Origin of the sequence: Mucilaginibacter flavus, from assembly GCF_030409315.1 — a bacterium.
GTDB classification, from domain to species: domain Bacteria; phylum Bacteroidota; class Bacteroidia; order Sphingobacteriales; family Sphingobacteriaceae; genus Mucilaginibacter; species Mucilaginibacter flavus.
This window is the reverse complement of record NZ_JAUFPS010000082.1, coordinates 14,950-31,912: the sequence shown is the minus strand read 5'-3', so window position 1 is coordinate 31,912 and position 16,963 is coordinate 14,950. Positions and strand designations below refer to the sequence as shown.

At 43.1% G+C, this 16,963-nt stretch carries 18 protein-coding genes; 8 read left to right on the top strand and 10 right to left on the bottom strand.

What is annotated here, in order from left to right; genetic code table 11:
• Positions 1 to 57 precede the first annotated feature (57 nt).
• A complete protein-coding gene (locus QWZ17_RS24505) occupies positions 58 to 639 on the bottom strand; it encodes a histidine kinase (RefSeq protein WP_290307965.1) in 582 nt (193 codons plus the stop codon).
• Positions 640 to 876: 237 nt separating this feature from the next.
• Here QWZ17_RS24505 and QWZ17_RS24500 point away from each other — a divergent pair, with 237 nt between their 5' ends.
• A complete protein-coding gene (locus QWZ17_RS24500) occupies positions 877 to 1,182 on the top strand; it encodes a hypothetical protein (RefSeq protein ID WP_290307964.1) in 306 nt (101 codons plus the stop codon).
• A gap of 441 nt (positions 1,183 to 1,623) precedes the next feature.
• Here the strand turns inward: QWZ17_RS24500 and QWZ17_RS24495 are convergent, their stop codons facing one another.
• Entirely contained in the window at positions 1,624 to 2,538 is a 915-nt protein-coding gene (locus QWZ17_RS24495) for a helix-turn-helix domain-containing protein (RefSeq protein WP_290307963.1), read from the bottom strand.
• 22 nt (positions 2,539 to 2,560) lie between these two features.
• The gene (gene ispG / locus QWZ17_RS24490) at positions 2,561 to 4,615 is read right to left on the bottom strand and encodes a (E)-4-hydroxy-3-methylbut-2-enyl-diphosphate synthase (protein ID WP_290307962.1); all 2,055 of its coding nucleotides are present in this window, start codon (positions 4,613 to 4,615) and stop codon (positions 2,561 to 2,563) included.
• Between the two features lie 139 nt (positions 4,616 to 4,754).
• On the opposite strand from ispG, the gene QWZ17_RS24485 reads away from it, so the two are divergent.
• Both QWZ17_RS24485 and QWZ17_RS29705 read left to right on the top strand, forming a co-directional pair.
• Entirely contained in the window at positions 4,755 to 4,970 is a 216-nt protein-coding gene (locus QWZ17_RS24485) for a hypothetical protein (RefSeq protein ID WP_290307961.1), read from the top strand.
• Positions 4,967 to 5,245 (top strand): type II toxin-antitoxin system RelE/ParE family toxin, encoded by a 279-nt coding sequence (locus tag QWZ17_RS29705; RefSeq protein WP_353959533.1) that lies wholly within the window; start codon positions 4,967 to 4,969, stop codon positions 5,243 to 5,245. Before QWZ17_RS24485 ends, QWZ17_RS29705 begins: the two co-directional genes overlap by 4 nt.
• A 256-nt stretch (positions 5,246 to 5,501) precedes the next feature.
• Here the strand turns inward: QWZ17_RS29705 and QWZ17_RS29695 are convergent, their stop codons facing one another.
• The 4 genes from QWZ17_RS29695 to QWZ17_RS24470 all read right to left on the bottom strand — a co-directional run bounded on the left by QWZ17_RS29695 (position 5,502) and on the right by QWZ17_RS24470 (position 7,600).
• Positions 5,502 to 5,801 (bottom strand): type II toxin-antitoxin system RelE/ParE family toxin, encoded by a 300-nt coding sequence (locus QWZ17_RS29695; protein ID WP_353959531.1) that lies wholly within the window; start codon positions 5,799 to 5,801, stop codon positions 5,502 to 5,504.
• On the bottom strand, positions 5,789 to 5,971 hold the full coding sequence (locus tag QWZ17_RS24480; RefSeq protein ID WP_290307960.1) for a hypothetical protein: 183 nt from the start codon (positions 5,969 to 5,971) through the stop codon (positions 5,789 to 5,791). Before QWZ17_RS24480 ends, QWZ17_RS29695 begins: the two co-directional genes overlap by 13 nt.
• Before the next feature lie 38 nt (positions 5,972 to 6,009).
• The gene (locus QWZ17_RS24475) at positions 6,010 to 6,621 is read right to left on the bottom strand and encodes an RDD family protein (protein WP_290307959.1); all 612 of its coding nucleotides are present in this window, start codon (positions 6,619 to 6,621) and stop codon (positions 6,010 to 6,012) included.
• Positions 6,622 to 6,721: 100 nt separating this feature from the next.
• Entirely contained in the window at positions 6,722 to 7,600 is an 879-nt protein-coding gene (locus tag QWZ17_RS24470) for a DUF7003 family protein (protein ID WP_290307958.1), read from the bottom strand.
• 476 nt (positions 7,601 to 8,076) lie between these two features.
• On the opposite strand from QWZ17_RS24470, the gene QWZ17_RS24465 reads away from it, so the two are divergent.
• The 3 genes from QWZ17_RS24465 (at position 8,077) to QWZ17_RS24455 (ending at position 11,489) form a co-directional block, all read left to right on the top strand.
• Positions 8,077 to 10,677 carry an Ig-like domain-containing protein gene (locus QWZ17_RS24465; RefSeq protein ID WP_290307957.1) on the top strand — a complete coding sequence of 867 codons (2,601 nt, stop codon included), beginning with the start codon at positions 8,077 to 8,079 and terminating at the stop codon, positions 10,675 to 10,677.
• Positions 10,678 to 10,729: 52 nt separating this feature from the next.
• Positions 10,730 to 10,927, top strand: a complete 198-nt coding sequence (locus tag QWZ17_RS24460) for a hypothetical protein (RefSeq protein ID WP_290307956.1) — start codon at positions 10,730 to 10,732, stop codon at positions 10,925 to 10,927.
• A gap of 109 nt (positions 10,928 to 11,036) precedes the next feature.
• A complete protein-coding gene (locus QWZ17_RS24455) occupies positions 11,037 to 11,489 on the top strand; it encodes a hypothetical protein (RefSeq protein WP_290307955.1) in 453 nt (150 codons plus the stop codon).
• Positions 11,490 to 11,635: 146 nt separating this feature from the next.
• On the opposite strand, the gene QWZ17_RS24450 is transcribed toward QWZ17_RS24455, so the two are convergent.
• On the bottom strand, positions 11,636 to 12,082 hold the full coding sequence (locus QWZ17_RS24450) for a DUF1569 domain-containing protein (RefSeq protein WP_290307954.1): 447 nt from the start codon (positions 12,080 to 12,082) through the stop codon (positions 11,636 to 11,638).
• A gap of 236 nt (positions 12,083 to 12,318) precedes the next feature.
• Between QWZ17_RS24450 and radA the strand changes: the two genes are divergently transcribed.
• Positions 12,319 to 13,761: a DNA repair protein RadA gene (gene radA / locus QWZ17_RS24445; protein WP_290307953.1), complete on the top strand. Its 1,443-nt coding sequence runs from the start codon at positions 12,319 to 12,321 to the stop codon at positions 13,759 to 13,761.
• Positions 13,762 to 14,011: 250 nt separating this feature from the next.
• On the opposite strand, the gene QWZ17_RS24440 is transcribed toward radA, so the two are convergent.
• A complete protein-coding gene (locus QWZ17_RS24440) occupies positions 14,012 to 15,388 on the bottom strand; it encodes an NHL repeat-containing protein (RefSeq protein ID WP_290307952.1) in 1,377 nt (458 codons plus the stop codon).
• A gap of 256 nt (positions 15,389 to 15,644) precedes the next feature.
• Between QWZ17_RS24440 and QWZ17_RS24435 the strand changes: the two genes are divergently transcribed.
• Positions 15,645 to 16,109 (top strand): DUF4920 domain-containing protein, encoded by a 465-nt coding sequence (locus QWZ17_RS24435; RefSeq protein WP_290307951.1) that lies wholly within the window; start codon positions 15,645 to 15,647, stop codon positions 16,107 to 16,109.
• Positions 16,110 to 16,223: 114 nt separating this feature from the next.
• Here the strand turns inward: QWZ17_RS24435 and QWZ17_RS24430 are convergent, their stop codons facing one another.
• Complete coding sequence (locus tag QWZ17_RS24430; RefSeq protein WP_290307950.1) at positions 16,224 to 16,913, bottom strand: acyl carrier protein; 690 nt, start codon at positions 16,911 to 16,913, stop codon at positions 16,224 to 16,226.
• Between the last annotated feature and the right edge of the window lie 50 nt (positions 16,914 to 16,963).

Below are 16,963 nucleotides of genomic sequence, written 5' to 3'. Positions count from 1 at the left end.
TTTTTTTTTCTTTTCTCCCTTTGACATGAAACAAAAGTAAGAAATAAAAAAATAAATTTAATTTTCAAACTGAGACACTACCAACGTATTAAATAAAAAGTGCGGGTGAACCTGAGCCTTTAACGCGCTTAATTCTGACTGCAGCGTAGCCTCCCTACGCTCATACCACATTTTGGCCATCTTTATAGCCAAAACAAAACCGATAAAAAGATTGGTGCCTTTAAAAGCGTTGATCATGTTTTGCAGATCGAACAGTTTTTCTAAAAATGGTCGCTGGGATGCACGGAGGTAATCTCCATCGGTAACGTGCATCACTTTGATAGTGTAAGGTGTTACAAACAAAATACCTACTATCCTGGTAATCACAACTGATAATGTAACAATGCCCAAAACGCTTATGCCAAATTTAATATAACGACCAGGCAACAGGTATTTAGGCATAAGCCAACCGGCAATGGCGTAATAATAGGCCACTTGTATAGGCATGAAAAGCAGGTTGTTCCTGGCCGATACCGTAAAATTAGTTTGCACCGAATACATACTGGTAATAAAAAAACAAACCGCCATCCAAAACAGGATATGCTGCCACAGCCTTGGTATTTTAATGCCACCAAAAGGTTTATCCATCGGGTTTTCCATATAGCTAATTTACTTATAATCGTTGGGTGATGATCTTTTCTCAGCCTTCCGTCGACGAACAACACACCGGCGTCGACAAACAACACTTCACCTCCCCATTTCTTACCGAAATAATCGACAAAGGTAGTTCACATCTCCAACTATCCTGTTTGTAGTCATTTCCCGGTTGTATGACGCTGTGTATTTAAAATATGTTGCCGCAACGATAATTTAGGTGAAGATTTAAATTTCATTGAAATGAAAACAACCATATTAACATTAGTGATCATTTGCCTTGCTACCTTAAGCAGCATAGCGCAATCAAAGCATACAGGCACCTGGGTAGTTGAAAGTAACCTGTACCAACGTGGTATACAAACTGTAAACTTTTATGACGGCAACAACCAACTCATTTACAGTGAAACTGTTAAAGCGCACTTGAACTTAAGCAAAAAGAAGGTGCAACAGAAATTAAACAACGTGCTTGAAACCCTGGTAGCCGGTGGCAAACCTGTTAATGATAGCAATATGATTGTTGCATTATTCAGAATAAAACGATATTAAAGATGCTTTTTAATTATACTCAGGGAAGCGCGAGGCAACCCTGTTTATTTTTTAGAGCGTTTAAAACAAAAAGGCAGACCGTTAATAAGTCTGCCTTTCTTTTTATATGTACCTATATATAGTGAAACCGCGAACGGTTGAATTTTATTGCGTATGTTTTTTTTCGATAGTGTATGATTAATTTTAAACCTGTTTATTACCGGTAGATAATAGTCAGGATCTGGTAGGTTTCAAAGTAAAGCTGTAACAGCTTGCTTTTTATAAATTCGATATTTTGCTTTTTCATGACCGTTGTTGTTGATTGACAGGTCAAAGGTACTGCGGATAGCAACGCTCATCAATCTCAATAAATCGGTTTTAACAACCAATTTTTCCGGTAAGCAATTATTACCGTCAGCCAATAGTCATAACGGCTACTTTGAAGGAGATAACGGCTTGTGATTATTGCAGTTGCTTAAACTCCGATGGGTTATAACCTGCAAAGCGTTTAAAAAACCGGCTAAAGTGGGAGCTGTTATCAAAGTTTAACCGTTCGGCAATTTCCTTGATGCTAAGGCCAGATGAGGATAACAAGTATTGCGCCTCCAGGTATTGCCTGTTGTGGATAACATGTAAGGCATTTTGGCCGGTTTCGGCCTTAACTATTTCGGTTAAATACTTGGCCGAAATAAACAAAGCATCGGCATATTCTTGTACAGTTTTAAGCGTTAAAAACTGATCTTCAACCAGTTTCTTAAACTTATAAACCAGCTGGTATTGCTTGCTTAAATGCCGGGTTGAATGCAGCAGGCAATTTTCGCAGGCGCGGTTCATTTCGTAAAGCAGATCAGTTAACAGCAACCGGAGGATGTGCAAATGAAAAGCGCCTTTTTCGCGGCTTTCGTCGCTTATTTTTTCATACAATGCTTTTAAAGATGCACAACTCTTTTTGGAAAGGCCGTAGATAGGGGGATAATCCGGATTTACTTCCAGCAGGTTATCCAGGATGTTTTCTTTAAGTAAACTACCGGTTAGAAATTCTTTTTTAAAGAACACCTGGTATAACAAAAGATCGGGACTGGCATCCTCAAACGAGGTAATAAACTGTGGCGATACCAGGTGGATAGAATTGGTATAAACCTCGAACACAAAATGCCCAATCGTTTTTTTACAGCTACCGCTCAAACATAAAATAACTGAGTAATAATCTGTTTTAACAGGCAGGCCGTGGGTTAATCCCGGTTCGTTTGCAATCACCGCGAAATCTTCCTGTGTCCAGCTATCGTCAAAAATCCCAAAATCCTTATTTGCATCAACCGATTGCAGGTAATGTTTAAGTGTCGACGAAATGGTGGAAACAGTGATCTTATCGCTCATATTTTATGTTAGAGAAACACAATTATTCCTGCTCTACCCAGTTGCCATCCTCTTTAATAATGCCAATCAATTCATCAAGCGCGTTGGCCGAACTGATGTTCTTTTTCACAGCTTCTTTGCCACGATAAAGGGTAATTTTATCGGTACCAGAGCCTACGTACCCGTAATCGGCATCCGCCATTTCGCCGGGACCGTTTACAATACAACCCATAATACCAATTTTTAGGCCTTTTAAATGGCTGGTGCGGCTACGGATCATTTGTGTGGTGATCATCAGATCAAACAACGTACGGCCACAACTTGGACAGCTGATATATTCTGTTTTTGAAATACGTGAGCGGGTAGCCTGCAGAATACCAAAGGCGGTTGAAGTGATCACCTTAGTATCAAGCTCCGGCGCGTCAATCCAGATACCATCGCCAAAACCATCAACTAACAATGCACCAAGGTCTGTTGAAGCATACAGCTGTAGTTTAGATGTGAGATCAGCCTCACTTTCGGACTTCCCGACTTCCGGACTTTCCGACTCCAACTCAAACAAATAGCTCCTCTTCACAATCACCGGAACATCCAAACCCAATTCTTCCATTTTAAAGAAAAACGCGCGCTGATCGGCCATGCCGTGCAGGGCATTGGTTTCCAGTACGAACACCAATGATTTGTCAAAAGGAAGGGCGCCAAATTCATCTGATTCAATATCCGAAGGCAAAACACGCACCAGGTTTAATGCTGATGTTCTATCGGCAGCCTCATCAACATACTCCTTTAGCGTAAACAGCGGGTGACAAAGTGTTTTATCGCTTAGCTTTATCCATGTTTTGTAATTGTAAAGCTGTTTTAAATTGCCGGGCAAAGTAAACGATGGCAATTCATCGCCCAGGTAAACAAAATCAACCGATTGCTCGGCCATGTTATATTTATCCAACAAAGGCGAGTAGATATATCCCGCATCGGCCATAATAGCCGGATCTTTCAGGTTCTTTTTATATAGATCAAGCACCACCCTTGGCACCATATGCCCGCCAATAAAAGCGTTAGCCTCGTAGGTATCGCGTTTTTTGTATTCGTAGGGACTGTGGGTGGTGAATGGTGAGTGGTGAGCGGTGAGTGGCTGGTCGCCCACTTCTGTTGCAGCTTCTTGATTCTTGATTCTTGATTCTTGATTCTTCCTCACTGTGTAGCGTTTCACCAGCTCAATAGCTACCGGTGCTTCGGCTTCGGGTTCTTCGGTTAGGGATACGCGTACGGTGTCGCCAAGGCCGTCCTCCAACAGGGTGCCAATGCCTACTGCAGATTTTATACGGCCATCCTCGCCGTCGCCGGCTTCGGTTACACCAAGGTGTAGCGGATAGTTCATACCTTCGGCCACCATGGTTTCTACCAGTAAACGGTAGGCCTGCACCATCACCTGCGGATTGCTCGATTTCATGCTGATCACCAGGTTATAGTAGTTCAGCGTTTCGCACATCCGCATAAATTCCATAGCCGACTCCACCATGCCTTGCGGCGTATCGCCGTAACGACTCATGATCCTGTCACTCAACGAGCCGTGGTTGGTGCCAATACGCATGGCAGTACCATATTCTTTACAGATGTTTACCAGCGGGGCAAACTTTTGGTAAATACGTTCCAGTTCGCCCTGGTACTCCAGGTCGGTATAATCTATCTGGTCAAATTTCTTTTTATCGGCGTAATTGCCTGGGTTAACACGTACCTTTTCAACAATACGAGCGGCAACTTCGGCGGCATTTGGGGTAAAGTGAATATCGGCAACCAGCGGTACATTATAGCCACGGGCACGAAGCTGTTTTTTGATCTCGGCCAGGTTTTTAGCCTCTTTGATGCTTGGCGCGGTAATACGCACATACTCGCAACCGGCATCAACCATCCGGATGGATTGCTCCACCGTACCAATGGTATCCATGGTATCGGTAGTAGTCATGCTTTGTATGCGGATAGGATTATTGCCTCCCAACGGCACATCGCCAATATTAACCTCGCGGGTAACAAAACGCGAATATTCGGTTAACGAATTACAATAGCGGCCTTGCAGCAATTTAACAGCATCAGTATTCATGCAGCGGATAATTAATAAGATGCAAATTTAATGAATATGTTGTGGATTAATCTGTAGCATATGTAAATGATGAATTAAGAGATGTTTAAGTTTGTAGAATATATTTTTAACGGCTGTTATAAATTAATTAAATTTGAATATGGACACTCAATTCATCACCAACGATAAGGGAGAAAAAACCGCAGCTATTATTCCGATAAGTGAATATGAAGATTTTTTGCACCAGCATCATATAACACTTGAATTGACGGACGACTACAAGACGATGATTGACCGGATGATTGATGACGAAGAAAAAGGCAAAGCCAATTATGTTTCGTTTGAGACTATTAAGGACCGCTTTTTACGTAAATGACCTATCAACTGGTATTTCGCAAAGAGGCGAAATTTGATCTTGAAGATATCGAAGATTATTACAATAACATAAGGCCCGTATTGACCGACGAATTTTTTAAAGAGTTTTTCGGGACATTAAAATTTATTGAAGACACACCTCAATTATTCCAGGTGAGATATCGGGGAATCAGAATTGCGCCTTTATATAGATTTCCATACGGAATCCACTATAAAGAAAAAGGGAAGGAAATTATCATTTACAGGGTACTCCACACCAAAAGATACTTCAAATAGCTTTACCATCTAAAACAACCGCTCCTTAATCACCAACGTACCAGCCAGTATATCGTGCAGGCATTGTTGTTGTTTGTTGAAAAACGCCAGCAGGTAACTAATAAAAAACGTCATTACTGAAAGTATTTAGCAAAAACATTACCGCTCCATTTATGATGCGGTAAATAGGATTGTAATGGTGGTTTAGGCACAATGAGATAATAAGTTTCAAAAGGTCATTATCCTTGGGTCAAAAGGGCGTAAAGATTAGTTTAATCTAAATTTCAATATCTAACAATCTTGAACTGTGCACAATTCTGACTATGTTAATATTGTTATCATCAACGACCTGATATATAATCCGATACTTATTTAAGAGCAGCTCACGAATAGATCGATTATTTATTTCGGGGACAAACTTCCCAGATGTAGGAAAGCTGTACAGTTGATCAATTTTATCAAATATCTTACTAATGAATTTTCGCGCAATAAATTCTGAATCCTGTGATATGTATAATTCGATATCTAAAAGATCTGCATAGGCAGATTCTGTTATTACAATATTTATTTGCTCCACTTATCAGCAAATTTTTGTTTTACGGTTTTGTAGTCCATCACTTTACCTTCAGCAACATCTTTTAACCCTTTTTCAACCTTTTCAACAAACAAAAGCCGTTCGATTAACTTTTCGGTATCAAACTCTTCTTCAAATGAATCAAGTGTTTCAATAACTGTGGTCTTTTTCATCTGATTTAATTATATAAGCTAATATACAAAATCTTCCCTTAAAACAATCGCTCCTTAATCACCAGTGTCCCGGCCAGCATATCGTGCAGGCATTGTTGTTGTTTGTTGAAAAACGCCAGCAGGTAGCCAATAAAAAACGTTATTACCGAAAGTATTTTGGCCATATTACGGGTAAAGGCCTTGACGGGAGTAATACGGTCGCCTTGCATATCAACCACTTTTATTTTCATCATTTGCTTGCCCAGCGTACCTTGTTTTGCCGAGCATTCCATCACAATATGGTAAATGAAATTAGCTACCGGCACACAGCCCAATAGGGCAAAGCTGGCTATCATCCGGGTTTGCTTGTCCTGTATAATCAGTATCACCACAATAAAAATAATGATGACAAACGAGCCGAAAACAATAAACCAATCCAACACGGAAGCTACCAGGCGCTGATCAAAGCTGCCAAAATATTGCATCAGCAAAGGTGGCTTGGCAAAGCCGAAAAGTTCCCTTAGCTCGGCAATTTCCTGGGCTTCTTTATAGTCGGGCATATCAATCGTTTTTACAAAGTCGCCGGGCTTTATACTTCTTGCCTTCAGCTCGTCCATACTAAACGGGCCTTCGGGCTTGCCATTAACAACCAAAATGTAAGATTGGGACATGAGCTGCTTGTTTGTTGTTGGAATGTTGTAAAGTTAAAATGTTACAAGTGTTAACTAAAAGAACGGCGAGATCGCTTAAAGAACCGCCAATTTATCGGCATCACAAAGCGCCGGATTCGGGCCAGTTTTTCCAATGTGAATTTGGAGCGAGGGTGGGTTGGTATATTGAGGTATCGCCCGTAGCAATTACTGCCGCCAATTGTTGCCATGTTTCGTAACTACCAGGGCTGTTGTTTTCCCATTCTTCCTTGTTTAAGCGGGCTGTTCTTTCCTTATCTTCCCTGATCATATTTTGAATAAATTCCTGTCCGAGGTCAAGAACGCGCAATGTATTGGGCGAGTCGAAGGGAGAAGTTACCGGGTTAAATTCCCTGTGATACCACTCGTCCAGCACCAGTATTTTTTTAAGGTTGGCTGGAATCGATTTATATAGTTCTACGTCGGTAGCCCTGAACAACAGCGCGTGATCAATTATTGCAAGCCGTACAGCTTCTATTATCTGTATCTGGCCAGGTTCGTACTCGTCTAACGTAATACCGGCCTTGTCATAGTCCTGCTTATTAGTTGAAAGCGGCATTTTTTCTCCACGCACAATCCAAAAACCGGCATCGGGGAGTAGTGATTCGATGTCGGTAGTTGCGTTAAAAGATTTATCGTCAATAGGGCAATTACTATAACTATTTATGGTATTACCCTGGTAGTTTTCAAGGTTGATGAGGCAATTGCCAAAATAAAAAATCTCGGAAGTTATATATCCACCCCTTGGATTGTAACCAAGTACTTCGGCTGCAACTGCCCAATCGTCGTTTTCTCCGCGGAAAATATTTAGCCTGCTATCAATAAGATAAACATACGGATGACTTAGGGTAATGAAATGGTTATAGTTTACAGCAGCGCTATTATCAAGCGTGACAAGGATATCAGATGGAGTAAGCATAAACAGGCATTTGATGGATGAAGTTACAATAAAAAGGATCAAATTTTACAGCTCCGTTCACCCAACCTTAGTTTCAAATTTGCTATCCTACCAAAACTTCTTCCACCAGGTGGAGTTATAGGCGACGTTAACATTTATTATCCGATACACCGTGATAAACTAATACCATCCCTTATTCTTGCTATCCAAGCGTATTAAAAACTTAAAAACAAGCTTATTAAATGGTCTCTATAATTTATATTTCTCATCACCCAACTACTACATAACAAACTGTTTATCAATTATTTAATTAAAAATTAAAATTGTTAAAATTTATATTGACTCTTCCTATAACAATTTTCAACTAATTCTTAAACTACTTTTGAATTGCATGATACGACCAATTGTGCGCAATTATAGACCAGTACTATTTTTTTCATGGGATGAATAACTACCTGCGCAGCTTAGGTGTGCGCCGGCATGTTCATGCATCAGTTTACGGGAACGGTTAATAAGCAATTACTTAACCGAAATAAATTATGAAAACAACTCTATTTGATGTATGGCACCGCCTGAAAGGAAAAGGGCTGCAAAAATTAATGCTCTTTTTGCTTACCCTGTTTACCGCAACGGCGCATGCGCAGGACCCCGCCCAGTACGGTACGCCCTTTGCCAATGTGCCCAACCCCATGGATGTTAACCTTTACCAGGTAAATATTCGCCCTTTTAGCGCTGCCGGCAACCTGGCCGGGGTAACCGCCCGCCTTGATAATATTAAAGCCGTGGGCACCAACGTAATTTACCTGATGCCCATTTATCCGCATGGTACCGACGCCAAAAGCTCAAATTCGCCTTATTGCATTAAAGATTTTGGCAGTGTGGCTACAGAATATGGCAGCTTAGCCGATTTACGCACTTTGGTTGATGGCGCGCACAGCCGTGGCATGGCCGTGATCCTCGATTTTGTGGTGAACGGATCATCATGGGATCACCCGTGGACAACCCAACATCCCGATTGGTACAACCACGATGGCAGCGGCAATATTACGCAGCTGGCTACCTTTCCGGATATAGCAGGCTTTAACCTGAGCAATACATCATTGCGCACAGCCATTGTAAACGCCATGCGCTATTGGGTGTTTGCCGCCAATGTGGATGGTTTCCGCTGCGATTTTGCCAACAACCCGCCGCTTGATTTCTGGACGCAAACCATCAGCAACCTGCGCGGCATAAGCACCCACAAATTGCTGATGTTTGCCGAAGGAGATCGTCGTGAAAACTTCCAAACCGGGTTCGATTTTAATTTTGGCGACCAGTTTTACTACAACGCTCTTAAAAAAATAGCCCTCAACGGCGAAAACGTTACCAGCGATATCACCAACAGTACCAATTACGAGTACACTGACGCAACCGGCACCCAGCAAATGATTCGTTATACCGATAACCACGATGTGGATGGTTCAAGCGATGGTGGTCCGCTTACTATTTTTAAGGGAACGGCGGGCGTAATGGCCAACTTTGTGGTGTGCGCTTACATGCGGGGTGTGCCATTTTTGTTTGGCAGCCAGGAGGTAGCTTTTAATCAGCAAATCTTGTGGCCATATACCAACGTGAAGATAGACTGGTCGCAAAACGCTAATGTTACAGCCGAGTTTACCAAGGTGCTCAATTACCGCACAAGCAGCACGGCCATCCGCCGCGGCACCATGACCAGCTATGCCGACGCCAATGTGTGTGCCTTCACCAAAATTTCCGGCTCCGAAAAAGTCGCGGTAATGGTTAACCTGCGCAACGCCACATCAAGCTACACTATTCCGGCCGGAATGGCGGGTACTTATAATGATGCTTACTCGGGCACGGCCAAAACTTTAACATCGGGCGCGGTGCAAAGCTTAACGCCATTTCAATATATTGTTTTAACCAATGCCAATGTGGCACCCGTTGCGGTAACAGGAGTAAGTGTATCACCAACTACAGCCTCTGTTACCGCCGGCCTTACCCAGCAATTAACCGCGACCATTGCTCCTGCTAATGCAACCAATACCAGTGTAACCTGGACGAGCAGTAATACCTCCGTAGCCACGGTTAGCGCTACCGGCCTGGTAACCGCCGTGGCAGCAGGTACAGCTACCATCACCGTAAAAACTGCCGACGGCGCTAAAACTGCCACTTCAACAATTACTGTAACCGCAGGTACCAGCTTTACAGTGCACTTTTCGGCACCGTCGGGTTGGGGTACCGGCATTAAAATTTACTGGTGGAGCGCCGCGCCTGCCGGCGTACTGGCCGATGGCACCTGGCCCGGCGTTAACATGACTAGCGAAGGCAACGGCTGGTTTAGCTACACATTTACCAACATCACCTCCACCAACCTCATCTTTAATGATGGCACCAACCAAACAGCCGATCTTAACCGCACCAAAAATGGATGGTATGTAAACGGTACCTGGTATGATACCAATCCAGGCACCACGGTAGCCGTTACCGGCGTAACGGTAAGTCCAACCACAGCCACCATCGCCGTAAATGCTACACAGCAAATTACAGCCACCGTAGCCCCTGCAAATGCTACCAATAAAACGGTGACTTATACATCGAGCAATACCACCGTAGCCACCGTAAGCGCAACCGGCCTAGTTACCGGCAAAGCAGCGGGCACGACAACCATTACCGCTACAACGCAGGATGGCGCTAAAACAGCTGTTGCTACCATCACCGTAAACACCGGTGGTACTACTACCTACTACCAGATAGTGAACCGGTTTGTAGCCAATGCTTATTTATACGATGCAGGAAACGGCAAGGTAGCATACGGCACAAGCCCAAGCGGTAATGCCTACCAGTGGACAAAAGTTGACGCGGGGGGCGGCTATTACCTGCTTAAAAACCGCGCCACCGGCAACCTGATGCATGTGGAAGATCAGAACGGCAATGTGGAATGTACAACGGCCAATACATCATGGTACAGCGCCATGTGGTCGTCGGCAACGGCTACTGATGGCTGGAGCTATATTCAAAACAGGTGGCAAACCAGCGAGTGGATACACATTGAAAACCAAACCGGGGTGGCCCAGTATGCCGGTGCGCAAACAGGATGGTACAGCGCCATGTGGCAATTTGTAAATCCGGTTACGCAATAACAGGCCAAAACAAGATATAAACAGGAAATTTTAAATCAAAAAAACGAAGATTATGAAAAAGCATTTGTCACTACTGGCCCTTGCTGCCATAGCAACAACGGTATCCTGCAAAAAGGAAGTTACCCCCAAACCTACCGCGCCCATAGCGCAGGTTAAAGAGACGGCGAAAACAACCCCACCAGTTAATAACGCCACCTATGATTATCAGAAGGCCATTGCGGCCAAACGAACGTTGAATCCTACTAATTGAGATTTAGTTAGATTATATTTAAGCGACTTATCCCGGCCGGGCAATTGGCCGGGATTGTTGATTTTGGGCTAACTGTTTAATTTTGTATTTTGTAGCAATTTAAATTCAAATGGACAGGGATGCCGTTTTAAACCAATTAAGAAAGAGTTGGCTGATTACATTGGGGCTTAGTCCGCTTGCGGTATTTTTGGGTGTACAGATAGTTTCATCAAACAAATCTCAAGGATTTGAGGGCGGACAAGCTGTTTTTTTGGTAAGTATGCTGGGCGTATTTTTGGCACTCATACTTGTTTTAAGTGCAACCAGCATATTTTTAAATTTATATCCCGGCATCAGGCAAGAACGAACCTATAGTTTTTTTGCATGGTATCTTGTCCCTCTTTTACTCTGCATTATTTTTATTACCGCAAGCGATTCGGCCGATGACCTGGACATGTGGATGATGGTACTGCCCATAGTATTACCTTTTTTTGCCATACATACCTGGTTTTACATTCAGTTTATAAAAACAATGGATAAGGCTAAAAAGGAAATTGAAAATACAACGGAACAAACACAATAGCGCAGCTGAAAGCTGCAACCATGCTACCCACGGGCTGCAACATGCGGGAGTTTAGTCAAACATCGGCATAAACTACATCTCCATACATCCCCAAAATCGTAAACTTGTTTTTGTCTTAACTCTTGGTTCTTGATTCTTGACTCTCCTTAAGCCCCAAACTGCCTCAAATGGTGATCGGTATGTTTATAAACAAACTGACCTAACTGCTCCCTTGTCATTTTACCGAAAAACCAGTGTACAAACTCAGGCTTATCAAAACCGGCGTATTCTTCCGTCAGCGCAATCCAGCGTTTTTTTTGCGCCTCAATATCGCCGCTGGTTTCGGCTACTATAAAATGCGGACTCGTTGGCGCGTTGCGGCTCATCGGCGTTTCGTCTTTTATCATGCCTTTTAATGCCATTTTGCCTATCAGCCTGCCCAAAAACGCGCGCTTATGGGTACTGTAACCTAAATACAGCTCTTCGGCCAGAGTGCAGTGTTTCAGCATTTGGTAAATATTCATTTTGCCCCATTCGGCTTTGCTGTTTTCATTAAGAGAGTTAATACGGGTAATTAACTGATCGCGTGTGGCTTTGTCAAATACGGTTTTCATCGTTTGGCATTATTGGTTAAACAAAACTATCATTTAATAAACAAATAATGAGGGTGGGTTATGACATTGTTAGGGGATAAATGCGACAAAAAGTATGGTGGTAATATTTTGTAATATCTTGATCAGGTCAATCGCAGATATCACGAGCAAAACATAAATTATCAACCATGCTAATTTAATTAGTAAATTAACTATTAATCTGCATATTTGCATATCTGTAATTTGCACATCAAATAATGGCTAAAACCAAAATCGCTTATTTCTGCCAAAGCTGTGGCTTTGAATCGCCCAAATGGCTGGGTAAATGTCCATCGTGCCAGCAATGGAATACTTTTGTTGAGGAAATTATTGATAAAGGTAACGCCGCGGTGCCGGCATGGAAACCCTCATCAACTACACAGCAGCGGGCCAATAAGCCGGTGCAGGTAACGGATATCACTTTTAGCGAAGAGCATCGCACGCTAACTCCAGATAAGGAATTTAACCGGGTATTAGGTGGTGGCATAGTAGCCGGCTCATTAGTGCTGATAGGTGGTGAACCAGGCATAGGTAAATCAACTCTGATGCTGCAACTGGCGCTTAATATGCCCAACATCAAAGTGCTGTACGTATCTGGCGAGGAAAGCGAAAGGCAAATTAAGATGAGAGCGGAACGTTTGGCTCCCGAGGGACCAGGCTCCAAATCCCAAAATCTAAATTCTAAATCCGAAATAGGAGGCGCCTGCTATATTCTTTGCGAAACATCAACCCAAAACATATTTAAGCAAATTGAGGCTTTGGAGCCCGATCTGGTGGTGATTGATTCCATTCAAACCCTGCATTCGCAGCATATCGAATCTACACCGGGCAGCGTATCGCAGGTGCGGGAATGTACTGCCGAAATGCTGCGCTTCGCTAAAGAAACATCCACCCCGGTTTTCCTGATAGGCCATATTACCAAGGATGGCATGATTGCCGGCCCCAAAATATTGGAACATATGGTTGATACCGTGCTGCAATTTGAGGGCGATAGACACCATGTGTACCGTATACTGCGAACCATTAAAAACCGTTTCGGATCGGCATCAGAACTGGGCATTTATGAAATGCTTGGCGAAGGCCTTCGGGAAGTATCCAACCCATCCGAGATCCTGTTATCGCACCGGGACGAGCCTTTAAGCGGCATCACCATATCGGCCACTTTAGAGGGCATGCGCCCTATGCTGATAGAAACCCAGGCTTTGGTAAGCACGTCGGCCTATGGCACGCCACAACGCACCGCAACTGGCTTTGATACCAAACGAATGAGCATGTTGCTGGCCGTGTTAGAAAAGCGCTGCGGTTTCAGGCTGGCCGCCAAGGATGTATTTTTAAATATCACCGGCGGCATCCGGGTGGAAGATCCGGCTATAGACCTGGGCCTGGCCGCGGCCATCATCTCCTCGCACGAGGATATGCCCATTCCCTTTAAAACCTGCTTCGCCGGCGAGATCGGTCTATCCGGCGAAATTCGCGCCGTAAACCGGGTTGAACAACGCATTGCCGAAGCCCAGAAATTAGGCTTCAACCAAATCTTTATCTCTAAATACAACCTCCCGTCAGGCGGCCAGGATAAAAAACGCATGGACCTGTCGCGTTACGACATCGATATCAAGATAGTAAGTAGCATTGAGGAAGTATTCGGGCAGTTGTTTGGATAATTTTGGGGACTGTGAGACTTTTGGACCATGGGACGATAAGACTGTAAGACTTTGGAACTCCATAGGAGTTGGGTAAAGATTGGTTTTGAATTTTCAATCTTTGGATGATAGGATAACCGACTGAGCTTAGCTAAAGAATATGTATAAAAACAGAAAGAGGAAATGCCGTAAGGTTTCCTCTTTCTGTTTTTATACATCGTATAGTCCTATCGTCCCATGGTCCAAAAGTCCTATCGTCTCACAGTCAAAATTATATCCCCGTAGGTAACACTATTTTACGGATGCTGTTATTACCAGAATCGGTTATGTAGATATTTCCGTTACCGTCGGCTACAACGCCTTTAGGGCCCGCAAATTGGGCTGTTTTTCCTGCGCCATCGGTAAAGCCGGTTGTGGCGCTTGCTCCGGCTAAAGTTAACAATGTTTTATCGGCGGTAATTTCAAATACACGGCCGGTTTGATCTGTAACAAACATATTGCCTTTGGCATCAATACTTATGGCCGATGGGGTACCCACCACTCTGTGCCTTGTATCGCCAAGGTAAGTAATAACAGCTCCCGCGGCAGAAATTTTTCGAATAGCGTAGTTCATTGCATCGGCTACATATAAATTCCCTGCTGCATCAACCGTAATACCCGATGGTTTGTTGAATGACGCGCTGGTACCTGTAGTATTATCAACCTGTGACGCTGCCCTGTTACCTGCAAATGTAGTTACCACACCTGCGGTAGTTACTTTACGGATAAGGTTATTACCCATATCGGCAACGTAAAGATTACCATCGGCACCAATTGCAATACTCCTTGGGTTATTGAAGGTAGCGGTAGCGCCTGCGCCGTCATCATAACCGGCTGTACCACTTCCGGCTAAGGTGCTAACAACACCGGCCGGGGTAATTTTACGAATCATGTTATTGCTAAAATCGGCAACGTAAATATTGCCTGTAGCATCGGTAACCGAACCTTGCGGCGCATAAAAACGGGCATCGGCTAAAGCGCCATCTACATAACCAATGGTGCCGTTGCCGGTAAGCGTAGTAACGGCACCGCCGCTTGTCATTTTCCTTATAGCGCTATTCAGCGCATCCGCTATATAAAAGTTACCGCTGGCATCAATGTTAATACCCTCGGGGCTGTAAAAAGACGCGGCCGAGCCTGTGCCATCGTTAAACCCAGGTGTAGCACTGCCTGCAAATGTACTTACAGTACCCACTTTGCTTGTAAGGTCGGCCCCGGTAGTAAATTCAATTACACTGCCATATGCTGTACCCGCGGCGTTTGTAGCATAAGCACGAACATAATATTTTGTATTTACTTTAAGTCCCTTCATCCTGCTTCTGAAATACAAATTAAGAACAGTATCCTGGGTTTTTGAATCGGCTATAGTTGGTGTTGAGTTGGTAGCACTCCAGCAAACACCATTGTAAGTAATGGCATCGGTAGAGTTTTCGGTAATGAGTCCACCACTGTGAGCGCTGGTATCGGCGGCATCTTTAACTACATCTCTTGTTGTTAAAACCGGAAGCAAACTTGCCGAATTATTGCTTTTAAGACATCCTGTTCCGGCTAAAGCAACGGTAAGTAGAACTGCTACAGATAGCGCGGATTGAGTAAGGGTTTTGTTCATTTTAAATTATACAAATTAATATAGCAAGGGTATTTATGCACCGTAAAAATAAACAACTTGCTATAGCTTATTACTTTATTGGTCGATTTTAACATTCATTAACATTTAAGTAAATGATGTTTACAAATTGAAAGCAAATAAATGAGTTTACAGTGAATATATACGCTTTAATAGCGGCAAATGTAACAGTTAAAATTCAATAAGCCGCGCAGGCAACATTTTACAGGTTACCTTGTTGTGTTTAAAAGTTGTAACAATGAAATTACTGTTGTTTTTTATATCAATGTTTTGCGCGGTATCGACATCTGCCCAAAAACATATACCCATACCTCACGGCATGGTTTACGGCCAAAAACCAGATACCCTCACCGTAATGACGGCCGATAAGGTAGAAGCCTTCATGGGTAAAAAAACAAGGATAACTACGGCTCTTTCGGGCAAAGTAATCAGGGTGACCAAAGAAAAAGGCGGCTGGTTTGAAATGGATGCCGGTAACGGTAAAATTATTGCCTCGCATTTTAAAGACTATAACATTACCCTGCCGAAGCAAATAGCCGGGCGCACTGTAATTATTGATGGCATAGCTCAAAAACTATTTATTGCTGATGATTTGCAACACCTTGCCGGCGATACTGTGATTGGCAAAAAGCAACACAAAGTAAAAACCGATCCCAACAGAAAAGTAACGTTTGAAGTTAGAGGGTTGCTGGTTGATAAATAGAATTAACTAAACCCAATTAGCGGCATACCATTAATGCCGGGCTAATTAAATACAAAACCCTTATTGCGCGGTATTTGCATAATAAGGGTTTTGTGTTTAGTAACAGAAAACTTATTAATTAAACCTCGCGTCGCGGGTTAAAACAGCGGGTTCTAAATAAGGATCGTGGGTAAATAGTTCTTTAACCTTTTGTGCTATTTCTGCCTGGTTCACCGTCGCTGCCTCGCGTTTACATTTAAGGTGGTGTTCTTTAGCAACTTTTTCGGCCAAATCGCCAAGGGTTTTTACTTTAAGTTCTTTACCAAACCGGCCGGCAAGCGCGAAACCCGCCAAAGCGATTATTAAGCCTACAGCCGCCATTACTGGTTCAAAAAAGAAACCAGCCAATGATGCGATAAGTACAAAAGCAAAAGTAGCTATAACGCCTTGTTTTGGCTGAAGCAGGTTGAGCTGAAAGCCCATTTCTTTTTCTATCTCGTTAATAACCACAACACGGTTATCGCGCGGAAAAATATCTTCAAGCCTGGTTTGGGGTTTTACCATCTCCCTTGGGGCTGTAACGGTAGAATTGATGGCATTTCTGATTTTATAAAACGCCTGCTGGGTGGTACAGCTTTCGTTGTTTACATGCTTTACTTTTTCAACAACAATATCGCAAAGCTTTCCAAAAGTTTTAACCTCTTTAACAGAGGTATCTTCTAAACTGATATTAAATGATTTTTCAATTTTTACAAGAACTTCACCTAAATCATCAGGATCAACATTGTTAAGGTTGATGCCCTGGTTATTTGAATTAACTTTCAAACTATTAGCAACTAAATTGAACAATAATTGCCCGCGGTATAAACCGCGGG